Genomic DNA, 24,469 nt, shown 5'->3' with positions numbered 1-24,469 from the left:
CAAAAAACAGATAACTTTAATAGACCTCTTGCAAAATTCCTAAAAGCCCCCCTTAAAAAGGGGGGTTGGGGGGGTCGAAATATTTATTTTGCAAGAGGTCTAATATCCCGAAAAGAAACCCGGTTTCTGGGTTGTTTCTGGGTTTACTGTGGGGGTAAAGAAACCGGGTTTCTGTTTCAAGTATCAAAGTTAACGGTGGGATGCGAAAAAGAAACCCGGTTTCTGGGGTTTAAGATACGGTGGTTAACTGAGGTTCTGGATCTTGGAATAAGGGCGTGCTTAAATAACGTTCGCCAAAACTCGGCTGAATCATTACAATTAGTTTGCCTTCATTTTCAGGCCGTTTGCCAATTTTGATGGCTGCTGCTAGGGCTGCCCCAGAAGAAATTCCCGAAAGTAACCCCTCTTCCCGGGCTAGGCGCCGTCCAAAAGCGATCGCCTCTTCGTCGGTGACTTTAATTACTTCATCAATTAGGTCTGTGTTCAGCACTTCGGGAATAAACCCAGCGCCGATCCCTTGGATTTTATGGGGGCCTGCGGAGTAGCCAGAGAGGATGGCACTGTTCGCGGGTTCAACAGCGATCGCTTGAAAACTGGACTTGCGTTGCTTCAGTACATCAGCCACCCCAGTCAAAGTGCCACCCGTACCCACACCGGCAACCAAGAAATCCACCTGTCCATCCGTATCTTGCCAAATTTCTTCCGCCGTGGTTTCCCGATGAATTTGCGGATTTGAAGGATTGCTAAACTGTTGTAGCATATAGGCGTTGGGCATACTTTCGGAAATTTCATAAGCCCGTTCGATCGCCCCACGCATTCCTCGCACTCCTTCGGTCAATTCTAATTTAGCGCCATAAGCTCGCAACATGGCTCTGCGTTCTACGCTCATGGTATCGGGCATAGTAATAATCAACTCATACCCTTTAGCTGCCGCGACCATTGCCAACGCAATACCAGTATTTCCCGACGTAGGTTCTACCAAGACAGTTTTTCCCGGAGTAATCAGCCCTTGTGCTTCTGCCACATTCACCATATTGACGCCAATTCGGTCTTTTACGGAAGCTGCTGGGTTCATGCCTTCTAATTTAGCGACAATTTGAGCCACACAGCCTTCTGATTGCGGGATGCGGTTTAGTTGGACTAACGGTGTCCGACCAATCAGTTCTGTAACATTTTGAGCAATTCGCATAATGATAAAACCTTAAGGGATTTTTTGAACCACAGAGACACAGAGTGACACAGAGGAGAGAGGCAGAGGGGCAGAGGGGCAGAGGAGCAGGGGAGCGGAGGGTAGGGAGGGTAGGGAGGGTAGGGAGGGTAGGGAGGGTAGGGAGGGTAGGAGAAAACGCCCCGATAGCGGCCCCCCCACACCCCCCACACCCCCCCGCTCCCCCGCACCTCTTTTCTTTTTCCTCTTTCATCTTTTCTTTTTCCTCTTTCCTCTTTTCTCTTTCCTCTCCATTAGTGTCCTCTTTAATTGCTGAAATTGATAGTGGGTCAGTAAGATAAGATTATAACCTTTACAGTGGAGATATTTATGTATTCTCAAAGATCGATTCCTTGGATTCACCGCAAGTCACGGTTTGCGATCGCTGCGATCGCCTCAATTGGAGTCGTAATTACAGCTTATCTCACCATCACAAAATTTGCGGGTGGTGCCGCAGTTTGTCCCACAGAAGGATGCGATAAAGTATTAGAAAGTCCCTACGCGGTTGTCTTTGGTTTGCCCTTAGCACTTTTTGGTTTTTTAGCCTATAGCAGTATGATTGGGGCGGCAGTATCTCCTTGGTTGGTGAATGAAGAAACCTCCAAAGCTTTTAGGGCGAAACTAGAGAACTGGACATGGTTGTTCATGTTTGCCGGGGGAACTTCCATGATGATTTTTAGTGCTTATTTGATGTATATCAGTAATGTCGTTATCCAGGCGGTATGCTTCTACTGTATTGGTTCGGCATTCTGTGCTTTAGCCCTATTTATTTTAACCGTTGTTGGTCGAGACTGGGACGACATTGGGCAGTTATTTTTTATCGGCATTATTGTGGGTCTCATCACCATTATTGGCACATTAGCGATTTATGCGCCGATTAATAATCCTCAAGCAAAACCTACAGAAAGTGGCTATATTATTACCCGCAGTTCTAATCCCGATAATATAGAGTTAGCCAAGCATTTAACCGGCGTAGGTGCTAAAATGTATGGGGCATTCTGGTGTACTCATTGTAACGATCAAAAGCAAATGTTTGGTCGAGAAGCGGTGGAAGAATTAACTTATATAGAATGTGACCCTAAAGGCAAAAATCCTCAAGTTGCTTTGTGTCAAGCAGCTAAAATTCCTGGCTATCCCACCTGGGAAATTAATGGTCAAATGTATTCCGGTACTCGTTCTTTGGCAGAATTAGCCCAATTATCTGGTTATAATGGGCCAAATAATTTTGGTCTTCAGTAGGGTGGGCAAATTTTGCTTAACTTACAATTTCAAGGTTTATTTGGGCGCAAGCATTGCGCCCCTACACAAAATAATGATAAATAGCAGTCCTAAATCACTTGTAGAAGACGTCGGCGGCCCCCCTGCCCCTCTCCCAGAAGGGGAGAGGGGAGATGAAAGTGTTACAAATCATTTAGTATTGCTAAATAGACCTCTTGCAAAATAAATATTTCGACCCCCCAACCCCCCTTTTTAAGGGGGGCTTTTAGGAATTTTGCAAGAGGTCTAATAAAGATTGTGTAGTTTTGTAGGGGCGCAATGCTTGCGCCCCCTTGCTTGTGGAAGAAAAAATTTGCCCACCCTACAATTTGTAAAATTAATGGGATAATTTCGGTTTGAATTTGCGTAAATAGACCTCTTGCAAAATAAATATTTCGACCCCCCAACCCCCCTTTTTAAGGGGGGCTTTTAGGAATTTTGCAAGAGGTCTAATAAAGATTGTGTAGTTTTGTAGGGGCGCAATGCTTGCGCCCCCTTGCTTGTGGAAGAAAAAATTTGCCCACCCTACAATTTGTAAAATTAATGGGATAATTTCGGTTTAAATTTGCGTAAGCGGAGGGCATTTGATACTACAGAAACGGAACTAAATGCCATTGCTGCCCCGGCAATAATCGGATTGAGTAACCAGCCAAAGAACGGATAAAGAATTCCGGCAGCAATGGGAATTCCCGCTATGTTGTAGATGAAGGCAAAAAAGAGGTTTTGCCGGATATTATTTATGGTAGCATGACTTAGTTGAATTGCGGTGACGATTCCTTGTAAATCTCCAGAAATTAGGGTGATATCACTGGCAGCGATCGCGACATCAGTTCCCGTCCCAATGGCAATCCCTACATCCGCTTGGGCTAAAGCTGGGGCATCATTAATGCCATCCCCAACCATTGCGACAATTTTGCTTTTTGCTTGTAATATTCTGATTTGTTCTGCTTTCTGGTCGGGGCGAACTTCTGCTAATACTTTGGTGATGCCAACTTGACGAGCGATCGCCTCTGCGGTTTGGCGATTATCTCCCGTTAACATTACCACTTCTAAGCCCATTTTTTTCAAGGTTTTGACTGCATTTATGGAAGAGGGTTTGACCGCATCAGCAATGGCAAATAAACCTTGCACTTGGCCATTAATCGCTAACCAAGCGGTTGTTTTTCCTTGGGTTTCCCAAGTTTCTTGATATGCGGCTAAAACTTGGGTGTCAATGTTTAATTGATCTAACCACCGTTTGGTGCCAATTTGCACTAAGTTATCCTCAATGTTACCTTCAACTCCCATACCTGCGATCGCGGCAAAATTGGTAATTTTTCTGGTAATTTCTCTAATCTCCGGTGAAGACATTTCTACTCCCTGAGACTTAGCATAATCCACAATTGCTTCCCCTAAAGGATGTTCTGAATGACTTTCTACCGCTGCGGCAAAAGCTAATAATTCAATTTCACTATAATCGGCAATATTATCCCCAATATTATCCACAATTCCAGAAACTGTGATATAATCGGTGACAGTAGGTTTACCTTGGGTAATAGTGCCCGTTTTATCTAAGACAATGGTTTGAATTTTATGGGCTAATTCTAAACTCTCAGCCCCTTTAATTAAAATACCATGTTCTGCCCCTAAACCAGTACCTACCATAACGGAAGTGGGGGTAGCTAAACCCAAAGCACAAGGACAAGCAATAATCAGCACTCCCAAAGTAGTAATCATTGCCATAGTTAGGTTGCCCGTTGTCTTAAACCAAATCAAAAAAGTAATAACTGCGATCGCCATGACCACGGGGACAAACCACCCAGTAACGCGATCGGCTAACCGTTGAATTGGTGCCTTACTGCCTTGGGCTTCTTGCACTAATTTAACTATCTGGGCTAACATAGTATCCTTGCCGACTCGTGCAGCCCGAAATTGAAAACTGCCGGTCTTATTAATCGTCCCTCCAATTACTTCATCCCCTACCTGTTTTTTCACCGGCAAAGGTTCTCCTGTGACCATTGCCTCATCAACTTGAGAAATCCCGGAAATAACCTCACCATCTACGGGAATTTTTTCCCCAGGGCGGACTAAAATAACATCACCCACTTGCACCTGTTCTACAGGCAGGTCTATAGGTTCTCCATTTTGAATTACCCTCGCGGTTTTTGCTTGTAAACCCATCAATTTACTCATCGCTTCAGAAGTTTTTCCTCTAGCGCGACTTTCCAACAATCTGCCCAATAAAATTAGGGTAATAATCACTGCTGCGGGTTCATAGTAAATGGCCGCTTCTAACCCATGAGTTTGGAAAAAACCGGGAAAAAAAGTGGCAAACAAAGAATATAAATAAGCGGAACCAGTTCCCAAAGAAACCAAAGTATTCATATCCGCTGTATGATGTAAAAGTGACTTCCAAGCTCCAGTAAAAAATTGCTGACCGCACCAAATCATCACCGGAGTGGCTAATACTAATTGCACCCAAGCATTATGTAGCCACATCGGGAACCAATGCCAATGAAGTCCGGTCATGGCGGGTAAAGAACCAATGACTAAAATGGCACTAATTACTCCGCCAAATATTACCTTATTTTTTAATTGTTGTTCTAACTGTTTTTGGGCTAACTGTTCAGGGGAGTTTTCGCTGGTGTTTTCGCTAAATGCTTGAGATAAATCCGTCAGTGGTTCGGCGCTATAACCAGCATCGCTGACGGCTTTTTGTATGATGAATACATCGGTTTTTTGGGGATGATATTCTACTTTGGCTTGCGCTATGGCGAAGTTCACAAAACAGCGATCGACTCCCGGAACGTTTTGCAGGGCTTTTTCAATCCGGTTGGCACAAGCAACACAGCCCATCCCTTTTAAACGGAGATTGATGGTTTCCATAAAGAGTATGTGAAATTACGGCTAGATATAGGGTAATGTCTCCAGTTGGCTGGAGACTCAACATTGCTTTACAAAAGTTAATAAATAGGGCAGGGGAGCGGAGGTGCCCGCCATCAGCGGGGGTGCAGGGGTGCAGGGGAGAAAAGAGGATAGAGAAAAGAGGATAGAGGATGCTTCTGAAAATTCTCTCTTCTATGCATCTCTCTTCGCGGGGGAGAACAGAGGTAGGGGCAATCCCCCGTGGTTACCCAGGAGTCTTGTAGGGTGGGCAAGGTTTTGCCCACCCTAGGAAAGATAAAGGGAGCGGAGGCTTGTAGGGTGGGCAAGGTTTTGCCCACCCTAGGAAAGATAAAGAAAATCTTTAAAATTAGCGTTTCTATTGAATGAACTTTGACTAAAGAGATATAATAAGGCCAAGGTTAACTTTTAGTTTTAACCGGCGCTTCGAGTTTAAGGCAGACGATTTTTAGGATGATTCAAATTCTCAGTTTATGAGGATTTGGTGACAAAAAAATTAAAGAGATTAAAGCACGAGGTGGGCGATGAAAGATAAAGCCGAAGTGTTAGAAAAAATGAAATCAACCTGGCACTATTACAGAGATTATCGGCGATCGCATAATTCGATGGAAAATAATCTTTGTGATGAAGGAGTATGTCAGGAAGTTTTATGTGTTGATGCCTTATATGACGACTATCAACACTTGAAAAGAGAGTTAAAAAATACCACAGGGGTGACAATTTGTCCCGAATGTGGAGAAACAATTGAACCGATTACGGATAAATGTCCTGCTTGTGGCGTGAGATTCATCACCGCTTGGGATCACGAATGGGATAACTAATTTTTCAGAATTGTAGGGTGGGCAAGTTTTGCCCACCCTACGTTTGCTTGTGCGGTGGGAAAGTTTTGCCCACTCTACGTTTATTGCTTAGTTTTTACTATTCAGGGTAGAAAAAGTCTGGTATTTCTGAAGGGAATCCGGGACATTCACCGCCATATCTAAGCCTTGCACCTCTTGCCAATTGGTATTTTCATCCCAGGTAATATTTTGCAAATCAGCATCGCTGAGGTTAGCACCCTGGAAATTGACGCTACTCAGGTCAGCCCCGCTGAGATCGGCACTTCGCAGGTTGGTCCCCGTTAAGTTAGCGTGGCGCAGATCCGCCCGAAATAAATCCGTGCTGTGCAGATTTGCCCGCGTTAAATTAGCGTAACTTAAATTCGCTCCACTGAGGTTAGCTCCCGTGAGATAAGCCCCAGATAAATTCGCTCCACTCAGGTTAGCGCCACTGAGGTAGGCCATACTCAAAGAAGTTTCAGTTAAGTTAGCATGACTAAGATTAGCGCCTACAAGATAGGTGCTGATTAAGTCAACGTGACTGAGGTTAATGCCACTGAGGAAGACCCCAGCGATGCGTAAAAAGGCGGAAACGTCTAGGGAACAGCTATAGCCGATAATACAAAATAGTTGATCTTTATTAAACTGTTCGGTGTCGGGAACGCCGCAAGGATAAAAGTTGATTTGTTCTTTTAGGTCATAATTTGCTTGGGCATAACGATGTAATTCTAGTAATAAAATCATTACATTTAACCCTGCATAAAGATCCACTTGACGCTGACCTAAATCAATGCCTTGCTTTTGCAATTGTCTGGCTTTTTTCTGGGGTAAACTATCTTCGATCGCATCAATAAATACCCCGTGACACCAGCGCCAGTAAAAATTTTCTAGGCGGTGAAAGAGTTCTACGGGACGAAAATTATGACTAAGACCGAGTAACCCGATTAAGAATTCTACCAATTCTAAGGTTAAACGACCATAACCCAGGAGGTCATAAATTTCCCAGTCCATTTGTTGAGTGGGAATATAAAATTTTTCCCGTTGCACTCCGGGGATTGTCCAAGTTTCTATGCTTTGGGCTAATCGCGTGGCAAACAAAAAGTCCCCAAAGGCTTTGTGACTAATTTGAAATTCTGGTATTTCTGGAAAATTATTAGTTTTATATGCCAAATTACCCAGGGGATTTTTCAGAATTTTTCGCTCTAATATTTGAGCAATTTCCCGCAGTAAGTTTTTGACGTCTGGCAAGTTTTCTAAGCGTTGCTCAATTATGTTTAATGGCGCATATAAACTGCCAGATTGCCGCACGCATAAGCCAATTTCTGTTAAAAGCGATCGCCAATTATCTAAAGCATCAATATTGGGGAATTCATCTTTGCGGGTCTGGGGATGAAAACAGCTAACCACCCACTCTAATACCTGCTGGTAAATCAGAATCTTGGCCTGAGTATAGCTGGTATTATCCAATCTTTCTGGATACAATTGTCCATCGCGATGCAGGGCGGATAAGAAATAGAGCCATAGGGGTTCTCTGGCGATTTCTTTTAAAGATTCAGGACAGGTGTAATCTTGTAAAAATTCAGAGAAATAAGCCGGATTTTGGCCCGATACTAAATTAGACCATTTGCCGAACCATTCTTCCTGAAGTTCATCATCCATTGGTAAAAGTTCTACCCGATCTAAATTAGCCGGTAGAAATCTTTCTAAGCCTTTTAATGCCACAGAACGTCCGGTAATAATCACCTGATGCCCCATGTGATGATTTTGGGAACATTCTTTTTGAAATTCGGCCACTTGTTGCAAGAATTCTTCTAAACTACGGCTATTTTTACTGGGGGGCAGTTCATCAAATCCATCCAACAAAAATAAAAAGCGGGTGACACCAGTGGTTAACCATTGATGGCTATATTTAGCAAAGGTATTTTTTAGGTGCGATCGCAGGTTATATTCAAAACTGGGTTGAATGATTTTGAAATCATTTAAGTGAACCACAATAGGCGTCCATTGGGGATACATTTCCTGGCGCACCCAATCCGCCATAATCCGACAAAATAGGGTTTTTCCCGAACCGGCTTTGCCTTGAATTACAATTACTTTATCGGAAAAGTTTTCCTGGTGTAAAATATCTTTTACCTGGTCTTCCAAAATTACCGGCGGACTATATTGATTTAGGTTTCCGTTGGCATCAATTGCTTGAGCTTTTAAGGAAACATAGATGTCCTGAAAGGTGAAATTTTCCGCAAACACTTTTTGTTTAGGGGCAGCGGCAATTTCCTGCTCTAGATAATGCTTGACTTTCTGATATTTTTTCAAGTTATCCCTCTGCTTAAATATCAATCTATGGTACTCGCTATTTAGTTTACCGCTACTGAGGCGATTAATTGGCTTTTTCTAACTGCCAAGTTCTTCTCTCTCTGCACCCCCTGCACCCTAGGGCGCAAGCATTGCGCCCCTACACCCTACACCCTACACCCTACACCCTACACCCTACACCCTACACCCTACACCCTACACCCTACACCCTACACCCTACACCCTACACCCTACACCCTACACGACGGCGGCTTCCCCCCAAACTCCCCACACTCCTATTTGCTAAAAATTTGCAAAATAGTGACAAATCAAGCCAAAATATGGCGGAAATCCCGATCAGGTTTTGGGTAATGTGTCTTGGCTGGTTTCGCCGTGAGGCACCATGAGCCAGTCAGATCGCGATCGGTATTGTCAGCGATCCGATCCATGTTTTTATGTTGAAGTGAGTGAGTGTATGAGAAAAAATGTCGTTTGCCTAGTGCTACTTTTTCTGGCCATGTCCACAGCAGCGATCGCCCAAGGAGAAGAAAGCGCCGCCAACAGTGGCGGGTTACTTCAGACCATTGATAGCGTCTTTGCTCAAATTGTCGCGGTGATGTCTAGGGTGCTGTTTTTCAGTATTGGTGGCATTCCCCTGATTGTAATGTGGCTGATTAGCGGGGCAATTTTCTTTACCATTCGGATGGGCTTGATCAACTTTCGGGCTTTTAAGCACGCTATTTTTGTGGTGCAAGGTCACTTTGACGATCCCTCGGAAGAAGGAGAAGTTTCCCACTTCCAAGCTTTAGCGGCTGCCCTGTCCGCAACGGTGGGATTGGGGAATATTGCCGGGGTTTCGGTAGCGGTGAGTCTGGGGGGTCCAGGGGCCGTGGTCTGGATGACTCTAGCCGGTTTGTTCGGCATGACTAGCAAGTTTGTGGAATGTACCCTAGCCCAGAAATATCGTGTGATGGCAGAAGATGGCACGGTTTCCGGGGGGCCAATGCATTACCTTTCTAGAGGTTTGGCTGAGAGAGGACTGGGGCAACTGGGTAAAGGTTTGGCGGGACTGTTTGCGGTACTCTGTATTTTTGCTTCCTTGGGGGGCGGCAATATGTTCCAAGCCAACCAGTCTTATGCCGCGATCGCTGGTATGGTTCCACAATTTCCTAACTGGGCTTATGGTTTAGGAATTGCCTTTTTGGTCGGTTTAGTGATTATTGGTGGGATTAAAAGAATCGGTTCTGTAGCGGGCGCCTTGGTGCCCGCTATGTGTTTAATTTATGTATTGGCGTCCCTGTGGATTTTGGTGAGCAATTTTAGTCAAATTCCCGCTGCCTTTACTTCGATTATCCAAGGGGCATTTTCTCCCGAAGCCATTGAAGGCGGTTTTATTGGCGTCTTGGTTCAGGGCGTTAGACGGGCTGTGTTTTCTAATGAAGCGGGGGTGGGTTCAGCCGCGATCGCTCATGCGGCAGCCAAAACCAAAGAACCCATCCGGGAGGGAATTGTGGCCTTGTTGGAACCCTTCATTGATACGGTGGTGATCTGTAATATGACCGCGTTAGTAGTGGTAATTACTGGCACCTACGATGATGGACTGGAGGGGGTGGCCATTACTAAAGCGGCTTTTAGTAGTGTGATTAGTTGGTTCCCGATTATTCTCACTTTGGCGGTATTTCTGTTTGCCTTCTCCACGATGATTTCTTGGAGTTATTACGGGGAAAGATGCTGGGCTTATTTGTTTGGTAATCACACCATTCAAGTTTACCACGGCATTTATGTGGTTTGTCTATTTATTGGTTCGGTGGTCAACTTGGGAGCGATTATCGATTTCACGGATATGATGTTTTTCTGTATGGCTTTTCCTAATATGTTGGGCGGATTTATTATGTCCAATGAGGTGGCCGCTGATTTAAATGATTATATGAATCGGCTGAAAAGTGGGGCAATGCCGATTTATAAGTAAGATACAAGAAACCTAAAGAAACCCGGTTTCTTTAGGGGAGTTTTAAGCTAGAATGCAAAACTGATGATTTCTTGATTTCTAGTCCTACGCCATGAATGCCCCAGTTAATCTAGCCACAGAAACTCAGAACCGGAAAGCCGATCATATTCGGGTCTGTCTTGATGAAGATGTGCAATTTCGGCAAACGACCACGGGTTTAGAACGTTATCGGTTTACTCACGCTTGTTTGCCGGAACTGGATCTCGCTGAGATCGATCTGAGTACGGAGTTTCTGGGTAAACCGTTGGGGGCGCCGTTGCTGATTTCTTCCATGACTGGAGGGACAGAGTTGGCGAAAACGATTAATTATCGTTTGGCTGAAGTAGCCCAAGCATATAAGCTGGCAATGGGAGTGGGTTCGCAGCGGGTGGCGGTGGAAAACCCGGAAGTAGGGGATACTTTTGCTGTGCGATCGCTCGCTCCTGATATTTTGCTGTTTGCCAACTTGGGCGCCGTGCAACTGAATTATACTTACGGTCTAGAACAATGTCAGCGGGTGGTAGACCAGCTAGAAGCTGACGCTTTGATTTTGCACCTCAACCCCCTACAAGAAGCGGTGCAAACTAAAGGCGATCGCAATTTCCACGGATTACTTGACAAAATTGAAAGATTATGCTATAGCCTACCAGTGCCGGTGATTGCCAAAGAAGTGGGCAATGGTATTTCTGGGGCAATGGCAAAAAAATTAATTGATGCGGGGGTAAGTGCGATCGATGTGGCGGGGGCTGGTGGCACCTCCTGGGCAAGAGTGGAAGGGGAACGAGCCAAGGATCCCAGGCAGGGGCGCTTAGGTCAAACTTTTGCCGATTGGGGATTACCCACAAGTGACTGTATTATCGGGGTCAGAGCGATCGCCCCGGAAATTCCGCTGATTGCCTCTGGCGGATTGCGGAATGGATTAGATGTGGCCAAGTGTCTGGCTTTGGGGGCAGATATTGCCGGATTAGCATGGCCATTTTTGCGAGCGGCGGCGGACTCGGACAAAGCCGTGGCTGAATTAGCCGAAATCTTAATCGAAGAAATCGCCATAGTTTTATTCTGTACCGGCAACGCGACTATTGCTGATTTGAAACAATCAAACGCCCTGGAGAAAAATGTTCCGTTTTTCGTCACGAGAGGACGCGCTGGGGTGACTTTTCCAGGAATCCAAAATGAGTAAATTTTAGTCGATGACTCACGTTTTCTGGAGTTTGAGGCAGAATTATCAGCACTTGCCACTTAGCGATCGCCGCGATCGCTAAGTGGCAGATTTTCTACCGGGGAGATAATACAGCTTGTTCAGTATTTAGCTAGTACAGTAGCAGCATTTGGTAAACCAGTTCTTAAATGTAGTTGTTCCAATCAGCATTAAAGCTAGTTCAATTAACTGTTCTAACGCCAACATGGATCCGGTGGGGAAAATTCTGACCAGTGACTTAACCGTTGACCATAACATCTCAATTAGATTGAATTCTGGTGAGTAGGGTAGTAAATACTCTACTGTAGCTCCCGCTCTCGGCAATCATTTCGGCAACACCTGACATTTTATGGATATTAAGATTATCCATAACTACCACATCCCCTGGGTTGATCTGCGGCACCAGGTCATTGGCCACAAAATCTAGAAAATCTTCACCTTTCATAGAACCAGTAATGGCTTTTTTAGCCACAACTCCTCTCATACTTATGGCGCCGATTAATGTCATTTTTCTCCCTTTGTAAAAGGGTCTTAAATCGAAGGCTTTTTGCCCTTTCTCACTCCTGGCCATCTCGCGAATCATCCCGACCCAAAAAGCTGTCTCGTCGATAAATATTAATTTTTCTTGTGGTACATCTTGAACCCTTTTCCGGTAATCAACTCGCTGCTGTTGGCCAGCTTCGGTTGCTACCTTTTCGGCCTGGTAAGTTTTTTTTAGGGTTAATCCTTCTTTTTGGAGAAACTCACAGATCCCCCCTAAACTCACATAAACATCCTGCTCGTTTAGGAGATGTTCCCGATACTGCCTCACGGTCCAATCTGGATGAGATTTTACCATCTTCACGATAAAGTCTCGATAAGCTTCTAGCTTACCGGGACGTTTGCGACCGGGTTTTTTGGGGGTTAACTCTTGGGTTTCTCGATATTGTTTGATATAACTATGAACAGTAGCAGGACTAAGCATAAACTGTTCGGCGAGTTGCCTAATCGAGCCTTTGCCCAACTTATAAGCAGTGACGACTTTTTGTCTAAAGTCCAGAGAGTAAGGTCCCATAGCTGAATTTAGTTGGCATTGAGTATAGCTCTAGTTGTAACTATTCAGGTGTCTGAAACACAGCCATATCAAGGGTTTCAGAATTAATGTGAGGTCTAGACTAACAGATCATTCTCAATAAATACCAAAAAATAAGGGCTTTGGATTTTATTGTTGATAATCGATAAACAGGTAGAAAGAGTTAGAACCCATAATAAACGACGCTTACAGCCGAACTATTACGACCTGAATGCTTACCTCTAGTTTAGCACACAATTGTTCTACTTGTTTCCTGAACAAGCTGTAAAACACAAATTTAGGGGCAAAGCATGACCGCAGATAATTTATTGCTTAACATATTGTACGGGCGAAGCATTCCGGCATTTGATGCTTAAAATATTGTAGGGGCGTCCTTGCGAAGCCCATGCCGTCAGGCTATATGGCCATTCGCCCCTACTACCGAAAAGATCACGCCCCTACTGCGGTCAAGATCACGCCCTTAACTTCGGGAATGGGGTACAGTCAATTTTTTCAGGGCGGCGTTGCATTCGGATAATTATGTGAACGGTAAAAACCAAAACATAACTGCCCGAATGCAACGCCCCTACAGCCGAGATCAACCCAACAGATATCTAAGAAATCAGCTTAAAATATCAGATTAAAAAACAAATGTAGGGGCGAAGCGTGACCGACATAAATTATGGTTTTTTAACCCACAAATATCTGCGGTGATGCTTCGCCCCTACAAGGTGTGTTTTTTTCTGGAAAAACGCTGTCAAAAATTCTAATAAAAAATGCTAAAATTTATGCTGATTAATTCAAAAAAATATCCTATTTACAATTATTAATTAAAAATAAAAATTGTTTTTTGTTGGGATAGTTCTTGCTGCTGCAAAGCTTGGGCAAGTTCTTGGTCGAGTTGGGCTAAATTTTGCTCGATGATTTTGACCATACTATCGATTTTTGGCTGATTTACTGGCAGATTTTTGCAAATTTCTTGATTGGATTGATAATGTTGCCGCAAATATTCCCGCAGCTTTTCCGTTTCCTGCTGATAGCGATTTGATTCGGCGATCGCCGTGGCTAATTGCTGTTGGATTTGCTGATATTCTTGTTGTTGGCTGGATAAGTCTGCTAATACTATATTTAACTCTTGACTCAACCGTTGTTGTTCCGCAGCGGTTAAGCTAATCAGTTGATTTCCGCATTCACGGGTGGCCGTTTCTAGGTTCTGTTGCTTTTGTTGCAAATAATTAATCTGTGAGTGAAAAGTAGCTCGCTGTTGCTCCAGAGAGGTTAATTCAGTTTCTAACTGAGTTTTTTGTTGTTTCAGGGTTTCGAGTTCCTGCCGTTGGGGGGCGATCGCCTCTGTTTCACGGGATATCTGCTCCCGCAAAGCATTTAAATCGGTGGTTTGCAACTCAGTTTTAATTGCTTTGAGTAATTTAGCTTTTTTCTTTAACTGTTGTAATGCTTGAGCATCTTGACGGAGTTGGGCTTCCGCAGCAAATAAGCTGGCAGTAGATTGTAAGATTTCTGAGTGTTGTTGGTGAATTTGCTGTAGCTGGGTGGTGCGATCGCGAAGCGTTGCGGATGCAACATCGCGGATTTTTTCCTTCAAAGCCGAAGGTAGTGGTAAAGCGGCTAACTGTGGTTGCCAATGTTCCACTAAAGTCAATTCATCTTGCAAAGTTTGCATCAGGGCGATCGCCCAAGCATTAATACTTTCCTCGTCCGTCGTCGCAATTTCCCCTAAACTTTCTGGGGGAAACACCGCTGCACACAATGCGATCGCCTCTTGGACTAACTGAAACGGTAGAGAAATCGCTTCAAACTGATAAAGAGACGTCATAGATAACGTCTCTTTATCTGGGTGCCTGACTTGATATTGAATTTGTTCTATTAATTTGACGATCTGATCAAGGTTTTCTTGTAGGTTTTGCCGCCCAGCCATATTATAGAAATCGGAAATCTGCTTTTATAGAATACATCAATGGCTTTCACGGAGACTAGACATCGGTCAAAATTGTCTATTAAATGTCTATTGCATCACCTACTTACTTGCCGATCATCGCACTATTGATCATATTATATCGATCTACGGGTTGTGTTTCCATGGGTTTCGGACTCGCTTTTGGCGTCCCTTGCTGCCAGGTGATAATTTCTTTGAGATTTTTCCAAGAAGGAGTAAATGCTAAACAAACCAGAGAACAAGCATTCCAGCTACCTTGTACCGGAACACCCAATTGATGACAATGACCACCGCGTCGTCCTTCCGGCTGATAATGCCGACAGTTACGACAGCAGGAAGATGAACTATTGAGGGGTTCCATTGATATCTTACTCTCTACTATTTTATGTAATGTCCATATTTAAAACATAGATCCCTGGATAAAAATGAGTGATTTGATACAGTTTATATATATTACGTTTTATTAAAAAAAAGTTACAAAAAAACATAAAGTGGATATTTAACCGAAAAATGCCCATAAAACAACATTATTTATTCTTAACAGGAATTATTATCTTTAGTACCGCCCTAAGATTTACAGGTCTGGAAGCCAAAGCTTTATGGTTAGATGAAATACTCACGACTTTATTTAGTTTGGGACATAGTTTTAACCATGTCCCACTAAATCAGATATTTTCCTTGGCAGAATTGCCCAATATTTTCACCTTTAATCCCCAGGCAACTTGCCCCCAAATTGCCGAAACGATCGCCAGAGAATCCACCCATCCGCCAGTATTTTTTTGCGGAATACATTGGTGGTTAGGCAGAATGAAGCCAACCGCAAATTTACAGGATATCGTTTGGCAAGTGCGATCGCTTCCGGCATTATTTGGCGTCGCCACCGTTGGGGCAATTTATCTCCTCGGTCGGGTGGCTTTTTCCCCAAAGACTGGTCTAATTGCCGCTGCATTAATAGCCGTTTCTCCCTTTGCGGTTTACCTATCTCAAGAAGCCCGTCACTATACGTTACCCCTGCTATTTATTACCCTGTCTCTAATTAGTTTAATTAAAATACAGCATAATTTTCAGCAGGAAAGAAAAGTGAAAACCAAAACTTGGATATCTTGGGTAATTTGTAATACAATTGGTTTATATACTCATTATTTTTTTATTCTCGTCTTAGCTGCGGAAATTGGGGCAATATTACTCTGGCAAATCTGGCAAAGTATTCCCACCATCCAACCAACACCCACCTCCCCTAAACCAGGAGAATTTGGGTGGCATAAAAAAACTCATAATTATTGCCAAATAATCCCAATAATTCGTAAAATTATCCCTTCTCTATGGCATTTTAGCTTCTGTATTTTACCCCTAATTTTATTTTTGCCGTGGCTATCAAATTTACTACAACATTCTAGCCGTCAAGAAACGGAATGGTTTAAACCCTTTGAACCCAGTTGGCTGGATCATATTGTGCCAATTTATCAAATTATTATGGGTTGGGTACTTATGGCGATCGCTTTACCCGTAGAAAATCAGCCTCTTTGGATTGCCATCCCTTGTGGTCTAGGGATGTTGGGATTTGCCATTGCATTAGGCAGATATCTGTGGCAAAAAATCCCCTGCCTTTGCCAAAATTTTCGTTGCCAAACCTCGACTTTTACCCTGGGAATGTACACTATATTAATTTTAGGAGAATTTCTCAGTATTGTTTATATATTAGGACAAGATATCACCTCGGCGATTCGCTATCACTTTATTTACTATCCCAGTATTTGCGTATTATTAGCGGCTTGTTTTTCCCCAGAATTAGTTAATCATACCCATCCTCTACTGGCAGACAATAATAATTTAGGCAAAGACTCTATGAGAGCGATTAGCCAAACACTCGCTCCAAGGCTTTGCTTTAACAAAAATCAGCTAAAAATAAGCATAAAAAACCGAATATTTTTTGATAAAATTGTCATATTAATCGGAATATGCAGTAGCGTATTTGTCATCTCTGGATTCGCCTTTCAGAAGCCTTATCATCCTGAATTAGTTGCCAAGCAGTTAAACTTAGAACCAGAAAAGCCCTTAATGGTGATTGTGGGATATGAAAATTTCCAAGAAGTCGCCTTGGGGTTAGGATTTGCCTGGGAACTTTACCACCAGCGAACCCAAAATTTAGCTCAGGCAACTCATTGGCTATTTATCGATAGAAGGGAGGGATATCATAGCATCTGGCCAACTCTGCCCGGTTTAGAACATCCTGTCACCGATGAATCTGAGGGATCTTTTGAATCCTTTAAATCCCTAAATTTATGGGTGGTTGCCCCCGGTTTGCGCCAGAAAGAATATCCTAATAATTTATCATTTTCGGCTTTTAATGATTGCATTATCGACCCAAATCAGTATTATCGGATTGGCATCCCTTATCAACTTTATCGTTGTGCCGCCGAACCACAGCCTGGAGGTAAGATGGGTTAAATAGGCGTCGCTTCGATCGCAACTACCAGCCATATCCTTGCATATCCATATCTTTTGTCTCCTGTGCCGTCAGCCAATGGCAACGGCGAGGGCTGGAGAATACTCAGATAAACCTGATTTATCTGTGCCAAAGGTGAAAGAGAAAATAAATCAACCCATTACAGTCAAAAGCGAAATCCTGCTAAATTCACTTGATACAGCTTGTTCAGGAAACAAATAGAACAATTGTGTGCTAAACTAGAGCTATACTCAATGCCAACCAAATTCAGCTATGGGATCTTACTCTCTGGACTTTAGACAAAAAGTCGTCACTGCTTATAAGTTGGGCAAAGGCTCGATTCGGCAACTCGCCGAACAGTTTATGCTTAGTCCTGCTACTGTTCATAGTTATATCAAACAATATCGAGAAACCCAAGAGTTAACCCCCAAAAAACCTGGTCGCAAACGTCCCGGTAAGCTAGAAGCTTATCGAGACTTTATCGTGAAGATGGTAAAATCTCATCCAGATTGGACCGTGAGGCAGTATCGGGAACATCTCCTAAACGAGCAGGATGTTTATGTGAGTTTAGGGGGGATCTGTGAGTTTCTCCAAAAAGAAGGATTAACCCTAAAAAAAAACTTACCAGGCCGAAAAGGTAGCAACCGAAGCTGGCCAACAGCAGCGAGTTGATTACCGGAAAAGGGTTCAAGATGTACCACAAGAAAAATTAATATTTATCGACGAGACAGCTTTTTGGGTCGGGATGATTCGCGAGATGGCCAGGAGTGAGAAAGGGCAAAAAGCCTTCGATTTAAGACCCTTTTACAAAGAGAGAAAAATGACATTAATCGGCGCCATAAGTATGAGAGGAGTTGTGGCTAAAAAAGCCATTACTGGTTCTATGAAAGGTGAAGATTTTCTAGATTTTGTGGCCAATGACCTGGTGCCGCAGATCAACCCAGGGGATGTGGTAGTTATGGATAATCTTAATATCCATAAAATGTCAGGTGTTGCCGAAATGATTGCCGAGAGCGGGAGCTACAGTAGAGTATTTACCACCCTACTCACCAGAATTCAATCCAATTGAGATGTTATGGTCAACGGTTAAGTCACTGGTCAGAATTTTCCCCACCCGATCCATGTCGGCGTTAGAACAGTTAATTGAACTAGCTTTAATGCTGATTGGAACAACTACATTTAAGAACTGGTTTACCAAATGCTGCTACTGTACTAGCTAAATCCTGAACAAACTGTAAGCCATTAAGATTGCCCATACACTCACTTTCTTGATAATATTTTAGATGTAAAAATATCAATGCATGACCTATGAAACTTTCAGATTATGCCAAATCTCAGGGAATTAGTTATCGGACAGCATGGAATTGGTGGAAACAAGGACTTCTTAAGGGTCATCAACTGCCAAATGGAACCATTATTATAGACGTTGACTCATCGAACCATATCAGAGAAACCGCTTGTATTTATGTCCGAGTCCCCAGTGTGGAAGATCAAGATGATTTAGATCGGCAAGCAAACCGATTGACTGAAATAGCGTTAGCAAAAGGATATGGCGTAAAACGAGTGGTTAAAGAAGTAGCCAGTGGCTTAAATGACCATCGAAAACAGTTAATCAGTCTGCTGAAAAATGCTGACTACACTGTCTTAATGATTGCAAATAAAGATCACCTGACTCTGTTTGGATCAGACTATCTAATTATCCTCTTAGATCAACTGGGTAAAAAAGTAGAAATTATTGAAGATATAAACAACCAGTCGGAGGATTTAGTCCCAGAGTTTATGGCCGCATTAAGAATATTTAGTCAAAAAATATATGGCAAATCAATGACTAAGTTACAAGTTAGCCACTTACTCAGTGAGTTTCAGAAACAATTTGCTCCAGAAGAACATTAATGCGGGGGCGATCTGGGGAGTATCGGGGGAATTACATTAACTCAGGTGAGGTCTTTTGATGTGGCGATCGCGCCTTGGCCTTCCATTTAATTATGCCTAATTAAATCAATAATTAAATCAATAATTAAATCAATAATTAAATCAATAATTCACTCAATAATGCACTCAATAACCCCCACATCCACCAGAAATTTTAATTAAACTCGATCAAAAAAATATAAGGAGAAATATTTTAGCAAAAATCGGCTGCTCACCAATCGGCTGCTCACCCCTAACCGGGAGCAAAAAAGGCAAAAGCATCCGGCGTCTGGGAAAAATTGGCCTAAAAAAATAGGGATTTAAGCAGCAAATTCCTAGGAAATGATTGCAGCCAGCATTTGTAAAATTGGTATAACGCCTAAGTCATGGGGGTATGACAGGGCTAATTTTGTGAGTTTTATCCAAACCTCTAGCGTCTGAACATCTGAACAGTTTGTTAGAGAACATAAAAAACAGCAATTTTATGAAAAAATTTGTAAGATAGCGCAATGGAAATTACTCCCGCATTGAGGAAGAAATCATGCCTAATCTCCTGTCCACCCTAATTATTCAAAACCCTCGGACTGACACCAGTGTTCTATTGGGTCATTTGCAAGAAGCTGGATTTATTCTAGATTTACATATGGTGCAAACCGAGTCAGAGTATGTCGCCCAACTTGATCGCGGTTGGGATCTGATTTTGCTGCTATGGCAAAGGGTAGAACCTTTGACATCAGCGGATTCGGCGGATCAGGATCCCTCCCTGACCTTAGACCCCCTGCGAGCCTTAGAAATTCTGCGTCAAAAAAGTTACAAAATCCCTCTAATTATTATTAGCGATCATCCCTCCGTAGAATTGGCGGTCAACTGCATGAAACAAGGAGCCGCCGACTATTTATTAACCGAACAAGTGATGCAATTAGGAGAAAAAGTTCAGCAGTTATGGCAGCGGCAAAGCAGCAGTCAGTCTATCTTTACCAGAGGTGATTCTGCCAGTTCCAGGGGACAACGCCTCACCACCGTGAAAAAAATTGGCGATCGCCGATTGAGCGATCGCCCAGAATTTGTCCCAGAATTATTTTTTCAAGATTTAGTAGAAACCAACACCGATTTAATTTGGCAAGTCGATCATAATGCAGTCTACACTTACATCAGTCCTAACAGCAAAAATATTCTCGGTTATGAACCCGAAGAATTGATTGGCAAAACCCCCTTTGACTTCATGTCTCCAGCAGATGCCTTGCGGGTTGCAGAAGTTTGGGGAGCCCTCGCGGGAAAACACTTACCCTTTAACTGCTTAGAACACCGGAATCGGCACAAAAATGGTCAAGATATTATGTTAGAAAGCAGTGGCATTCCCCTCCTGGAAACTCAAGAAAAAGCCGAAAAAAAACAATTTATTCTCCGAGGTTATCGGGGAATTTCTCGCGATGTTAATTCTCGATTTTGCCAAGAAGAAGCCATTAATAATCTGATCCGAGAAACTGCCTCCGTGACGGGTGAAGCCTTCTTTTCTTCATTGGTAAGTCATCTAGCGGTGGCCTTGGGAGTTCATTATTTATTTGTTAGCGAATTGATGGATAAAAATCCCCCCACAATGAAAATAATTGCGGGTTGGGATGAGCATAAATCTGGTTCAAAATTTGAGAATCAATTTGAGTATCATTTAGCCAATAGTCCTTGTGAAATTACCTTAAAACAAGGAGAATACTATTGTCCCGATGGCCTGTTAGAACTTTTTCCTCACCACCAGAACATTCAAAAAATGGGAACTTGTAGCTACCTAGGCATTAGACTACTAAATACATCGGGAAATGCCATTGGTAATTTATGCATTTTTCACGATCGCCCCATATTACTCAATCGACGCAATAAATTTATTTTAAATAGCTTTGCTCTACGCACAGCAGCAGAAATACAGCGGCAAAAAACGGAAAAAGAACGGCTAGAATTGTTAGCTGCGGTGAGAAAAAATGAAGAAAAATATCGATCTATATTTGCAGATTCTCCGGTGGGAATGGCCACCTTTGATTTAGAAACCTTAGCCTGGATGACGGCAAATCCTAAATTTTGTCAAATGCTGGGCTATCAGGAAACAGAAATTAAAAATTTAACGGTAGAAGACATCACTCATCCCGAAGAGTTGGCAAGAGAACTCCGAGAATTACGGCGGCTAAAAACCGGAGAAATTTCCAGGTACAAACTGGAGAAACGTTATCTGAAAAAAAGTGGCGAAATTTTCTGTTGTGATTTAAATTGTACGGCGATTAGGGATGGTTGGGAAAAACCTCTTTTAGGATTAGCCATTGTGCAAGATATTAGTGAATGGAAACAGATAGAAGAGTATTTGCGGATGCAATATCGCGGAGCGTTGCGGATGCAATATCGCGGAGCGTTGCGGATGCAATATCGGGCCATCACCGCCAGTAACAATGGCATCGTCATTTGTGACGCCAGATATCCCAACCTGCCGATTATTTATGTCAATCCAGCCTTTGAGAAAATGACCGGCTATTTAGCCAGTGATATCTTAGGAGAAAGCTGCTGGTGGCTGCAAGAAAATCAAGGGAATCATCCCGAATGGCTTCATTCTTCGCCGCCGCCTCAATTACAAGCAGCAGTCCGCGAAGCAAAACCTTGTAGTGTGGTGTTGCAAAATTATCGTTTAGATGGCACCATGTTCTGGAATAAACTCAGTATTTACCCCATCTATGATAACGAGAAAAAGCTGTCACATTTTCTCAGTATTCACCATGACATTACCGAAATCGAAGAAGCCCAATCTTTCTTGCGTCTCAGTCAAGAACGCCTGCGTTATTTAGTGGCCTCAAACCCAGCGGTAATTTACTCTCGCAAAGCCGCCGATAAGTATAATGTCACTTTTATGAGTGAAAATGTTTTGGCATTGTTTGGATATGCCCCCAGTGATTTTTTGAGCGATGCAAATTTTTGGGCTAACCACGTTCACCCAGAAGATGTCAAAGTGATTTCTATTGCTTCGACCCGGTTATTGGAGCAAGAATATGAAGTGCAAGAATATCGCTTTCTCCATGCCAATGGCCATTATATTTGGGTCAGAGATGAGCAAAAGTTAATCCGAGATCAACAGAATCGCCCATTAGAAATTATTGGCTACTGGGCTGATATTAGCGATCGCAAACAAGCGGAATCCGCCTTGCAGGTGGAAAAAGATAAACTTCAGGCAGTTTGGGATGCCGTCCCCGGATTTGTGTCTTTAATTAGTTCAGATTTAAAATATATTGGCGTTAATCAGCGCCTTGCGGATGTTTATGGTTTAGCACCAGAACAATTTATCGATCAACAAATTGGTTTTCTCGGTACTAGCCCAGAATTTTCTCAGTTTATCACCGAATTTTTTGCTTCCTCTGCCCAAGCCGCGACCCAAGAAATCACTTCGGGAATCAATAATAACCAGCAAACTTATTTAATGGTGATCCAAAAATACCAACAAGGCACTGCCGCTGTGTTAATTGGCATTGATATCACGCAACGGAAACAAGCAGAAGATAAAATTCAAGCCGCCCTTTGGGAAAAAGAGGTACTGCTTAAAGAAATTCATCACCGGGTAAAAAATAATCTACAAGTGATTTCTAGTTTACTCAAAATGCAATCTCGGTCAATTACCGACCCCAGTATTTTAGAAATATTTAAAGAAAGTCAAAGTCGGATTCATTCTATGGCTTTGATTCACGAAAAACTTTATCAATCTGAGGATTTAGCCCGGATTAATTGCGCGGAATACATCCACAGCTTAACCTCACATTTGTACCGTTGCTATCATGTCAGTCCCCGAAATATACAACTAGAAGTCAAGGTGCCGCAAATCTCCCTGAGTCTTGATGCTGCACTTCCTTGTGGTTTAATTATCAATGAACTGGTTGCCAATGCCCTAAAGTACGCATTTCCCGATCGCTTATCGGGAAAAATCTCCATCGAGTTGGATATCAATGTTAAAAACTGCTATATCTTAAAGGTTAGCGATAATGGGATTGGTTTACCGAAAAATATAGATTGGGAAAATACTCAATCGCTGGGATTAAGATTAGTTCGGACTTTATCCCAGCAATTAGGAGCAACCGTAGAACTTGACCTTAGTCATGGCACCCAGTTTTGCTTAACATTTACCGAACCCAAGTATCAAAAAAGGATTTAAGCCCATGAGTCTGACAAAGATTCTGATTGTAGAAGATGAAATGATTATCGCTGAGGACATGGCAGATGCCTTAACCCAGCTAGGATATGAAGTGACCGCCATTGTGCCTTCGGGACACGATGCCATTGAAAAAGCGGCCACAACTAACCCAGATATTGTGTTGATGGATATTAATTTACAAGGAGAAATTGATGGGGTTGATGCGGCTAGTCAAATTCGTTCAAGTCAACAAATTCCCGTGGTGTTTCTCACCGCTTATGCAGATCAAAATACCATAGAAAGAGCCAAAGCAACTGAACCTTATGGCTATCTGTTAAAGCCTTTTCAAGACCGAGAATTAAAGACAACTATAGAAATTGCTATTCAAAGACATAAAGCGGAAACTTCTATTAGAGAAATGCTGGCTCAAGAGAGTCATATAAATCAGCTAAAATCCCAGTTTTTATCGATGATTTCTCACGATTTTAGAATGCCTTTAACCACAATTCAATCTACGGTATAATTATTAGAATACAAAGGTAATAGCTGTTCTGAACAGCAAAAAAAACAATATTTTAATCATATTTATTCATCTATTGAAATCATTACAGAAATGTTAGATGATATTTTATATTTGAGTAAATTAGAACTAGGAAAAATCTACCTTGAACCCAGTCGGCTAGATTTAAATAATTTTTGTTTAGACATTATAGAGTATTTAGCAGTTAGCCATCGCATCAAACATGAACTTAAATTTATCCCTAATGGCCTGAATCGTCCCGTATTTTTGGATGAAAAGCTGCTGCGACAATGCCTCTTAAATTTACTAGCCAATGCCTGTAAATATTCGCCGCCCAATACCACAATTGAATTTCACGTCAATTGCCAAGATGACCGAGTGATTTTTTCGATCAAAGATCAGGGGGTAGGGATTCCTGCCGATGAGCAAAAAAACCTGTTTCAATCATTCCATCGTGCCAGCAATGTCCAACATATTCCGGGAACGGGCTTAGGGTTAATGATTGTCAAAAAATGTGTGGAACTCCACCGAGGAGAAATTAATTTGGAAAGCACACTGGGCGTGGGCACAACATTTAATATTACATTGCCTATAAGTTAATTGCCGCTGACTTAACCTGGGGAATAACTGACCCATTCACACTTGCATTCATACCAAATACGGTTGCCATAGACTGACTATGATTCCGATACTTTTTTGCTAACATTTGCTAACAAACACATAAGTTGAGATACTCTCTCAACCAAGGCGTATCAACCAATGCACGTAGGAAGATCCCTCGCGCACCATTTA

At 42.6% G+C, this 24,469-nt stretch carries 17 protein-coding genes and 1 pseudogene; 11 read left to right on the top strand and 7 right to left on the bottom strand.

The window, feature by feature from the left end; genetic code table 11:
- Positions 1 to 229: 229 nt before the first annotated feature.
- Positions 230 to 1,189 (bottom strand): cysteine synthase A, encoded by a 960-nt coding sequence (gene cysK / locus AM228_RS26360; RefSeq protein WP_054469888.1) that lies wholly within the window; start codon positions 1,187 to 1,189, stop codon positions 230 to 232.
- 348 nt (positions 1,190 to 1,537) lie between these two features.
- On the opposite strand from cysK, the gene AM228_RS26355 reads away from it, so the two are divergent.
- Positions 1,538 to 2,446, top strand: a complete 909-nt coding sequence (locus AM228_RS26355; protein WP_054469887.1) for a vitamin K epoxide reductase family protein — start codon at positions 1,538 to 1,540, stop codon at positions 2,444 to 2,446.
- 558 nt (positions 2,447 to 3,004) lie between these two features.
- Here AM228_RS26355 and AM228_RS26345 read toward each other — a convergent pair.
- Entirely contained in the window at positions 3,005 to 5,329 is a 2,325-nt protein-coding gene (locus AM228_RS26345; protein WP_054469885.1) for a heavy metal translocating P-type ATPase, read from the bottom strand.
- A 542-nt stretch (positions 5,330 to 5,871) separates the two neighbouring features.
- Between AM228_RS26345 and AM228_RS26340 the strand changes: the two genes are divergently transcribed.
- Positions 5,872 to 6,168 carry a hypothetical protein gene (locus tag AM228_RS26340; RefSeq protein WP_054469884.1) on the top strand — a complete coding sequence of 99 codons (297 nt, stop codon included), beginning with the start codon at positions 5,872 to 5,874 and terminating at the stop codon, positions 6,166 to 6,168.
- 87 nt (positions 6,169 to 6,255) lie between these two features.
- Here AM228_RS26340 and AM228_RS26335 read toward each other — a convergent pair whose 3' ends face one another.
- On the bottom strand, positions 6,256 to 8,478 hold the full coding sequence (locus AM228_RS26335; RefSeq protein ID WP_054469883.1) for a pentapeptide repeat-containing protein: 2,223 nt from the start codon (positions 8,476 to 8,478) through the stop codon (positions 6,256 to 6,258).
- Between the two features lie 68 nt (positions 8,479 to 8,546).
- Here AM228_RS26335 and AM228_RS33630 point away from each other — a divergent pair, with 68 nt between their 5' ends.
- The 3 genes from AM228_RS33630 to fni all read left to right on the top strand — a co-directional run bounded on the left by AM228_RS33630 (position 8,547) and on the right by fni (position 11,624).
- On the top strand, positions 8,547 to 8,864 hold the full coding sequence (locus AM228_RS33630) for a hypothetical protein (protein ID WP_156332077.1): 318 nt from the start codon (positions 8,547 to 8,549) through the stop codon (positions 8,862 to 8,864).
- Between the two features lie 68 nt (positions 8,865 to 8,932).
- Positions 8,933 to 10,426: a sodium:alanine symporter family protein gene (locus AM228_RS26330; RefSeq protein ID WP_054469889.1), complete on the top strand. Its 1,494-nt coding sequence runs from the start codon at positions 8,933 to 8,935 to the stop codon at positions 10,424 to 10,426.
- A gap of 91 nt (positions 10,427 to 10,517) precedes the next feature.
- A complete protein-coding gene (gene fni, locus AM228_RS26325) occupies positions 10,518 to 11,624 on the top strand; it encodes a type 2 isopentenyl-diphosphate Delta-isomerase (RefSeq protein WP_054469882.1) in 1,107 nt (368 codons plus the stop codon).
- A 126-nt stretch (positions 11,625 to 11,750) separates the two neighbouring features.
- Here fni and AM228_RS31310 read toward each other — a convergent pair.
- The 3 genes from AM228_RS31310 to AM228_RS26310 all read right to left on the bottom strand — a co-directional run bounded on the left by AM228_RS31310 (position 11,751) and on the right by AM228_RS26310 (position 15,008).
- Positions 11,751 to 12,696 (bottom strand): IS630 family transposase gene (locus AM228_RS31310; RefSeq protein WP_156332076.1). Its coding sequence is split into 2 segments (ribosomal slippage): positions 11,751 to 11,957 and positions 11,959 to 12,696, totalling 945 coding nucleotides; the frame shifts between segments, so codons are not numbered across the junction.
- 823 nt (positions 12,697 to 13,519) lie between these two features.
- The gene (locus tag AM228_RS26315) at positions 13,520 to 14,527 is read right to left on the bottom strand and encodes a hypothetical protein (protein ID WP_156332075.1); all 1,008 of its coding nucleotides are present in this window, start codon (positions 14,525 to 14,527) and stop codon (positions 13,520 to 13,522) included.
- A gap of 205 nt (positions 14,528 to 14,732) precedes the next feature.
- On the bottom strand, positions 14,733 to 15,008 hold the full coding sequence (locus AM228_RS26310; RefSeq protein ID WP_054469879.1) for a hypothetical protein: 276 nt from the start codon (positions 15,006 to 15,008) through the stop codon (positions 14,733 to 14,735).
- Between the two features lie 149 nt (positions 15,009 to 15,157).
- On the opposite strand from AM228_RS26310, the gene AM228_RS26305 reads away from it, so the two are divergent.
- Positions 15,158 to 17,095 carry a glycosyltransferase family 39 protein gene (locus AM228_RS26305; protein ID WP_054469878.1) on the top strand — a complete coding sequence of 646 codons (1,938 nt, stop codon included), beginning with the start codon at positions 15,158 to 15,160 and terminating at the stop codon, positions 17,093 to 17,095.
- Here the strand turns inward: AM228_RS26305 and AM228_RS36460 are convergent.
- Positions 17,092 to 17,226 carry a hypothetical protein gene (locus AM228_RS36460; RefSeq protein ID WP_255353273.1) on the bottom strand — a complete coding sequence of 45 codons (135 nt, stop codon included), beginning with the start codon at positions 17,224 to 17,226 and terminating at the stop codon, positions 17,092 to 17,094. The two genes, AM228_RS26305 and AM228_RS36460, sit on opposite strands and share 4 nt — an antisense overlap.
- 140 nt (positions 17,227 to 17,366) lie before the next feature.
- On the opposite strand from AM228_RS36460, the pseudogene AM228_RS31305 reads away from it, so the two are divergent.
- The 5 genes and pseudogenes from AM228_RS31305 (at position 17,367) to AM228_RS31295 (ending at position 24,277) form a co-directional block, all read left to right on the top strand.
- Positions 17,367 to 18,313: pseudogene (locus tag AM228_RS31305) on the top strand (IS630 family transposase).
- 88 nt (positions 18,314 to 18,401) lie between these two features.
- Positions 18,402 to 18,986, top strand: a complete 585-nt coding sequence (locus AM228_RS26290) for an IS607 family transposase (protein ID WP_054469876.1) — start codon at positions 18,402 to 18,404, stop codon at positions 18,984 to 18,986.
- A 559-nt stretch (positions 18,987 to 19,545) separates the two neighbouring features.
- A complete protein-coding gene (locus AM228_RS26285) occupies positions 19,546 to 23,178 on the top strand; it encodes a PAS domain S-box protein (protein ID WP_054469875.1) in 3,633 nt (1,210 codons plus the stop codon).
- A 4-nt stretch (positions 23,179 to 23,182) separates the two neighbouring features.
- A complete protein-coding gene (locus AM228_RS31300; RefSeq protein WP_054469874.1) occupies positions 23,183 to 23,680 on the top strand; it encodes a response regulator in 498 nt (165 codons plus the stop codon).
- Between the two features lie 90 nt (positions 23,681 to 23,770).
- Positions 23,771 to 24,277 carry a sensor histidine kinase KdpD gene (locus tag AM228_RS31295; protein WP_054469873.1) on the top strand — a complete coding sequence of 169 codons (507 nt, stop codon included), beginning with the start codon at positions 23,771 to 23,773 and terminating at the stop codon, positions 24,275 to 24,277.
- The last annotated feature ends 192 nt before the right edge of the window (positions 24,278 to 24,469 follow it).

Origin of the sequence: Planktothricoides sp. SR001 (genome assembly GCF_001276715.1) — a bacterium.
GTDB classification, from domain to species: domain Bacteria; phylum Cyanobacteriota; class Cyanobacteriia; order Cyanobacteriales; family Laspinemataceae; genus Planktothricoides; species Planktothricoides raciborskii.
This window is presented reverse-complemented; position numbering and strand designations above follow the sequence as displayed.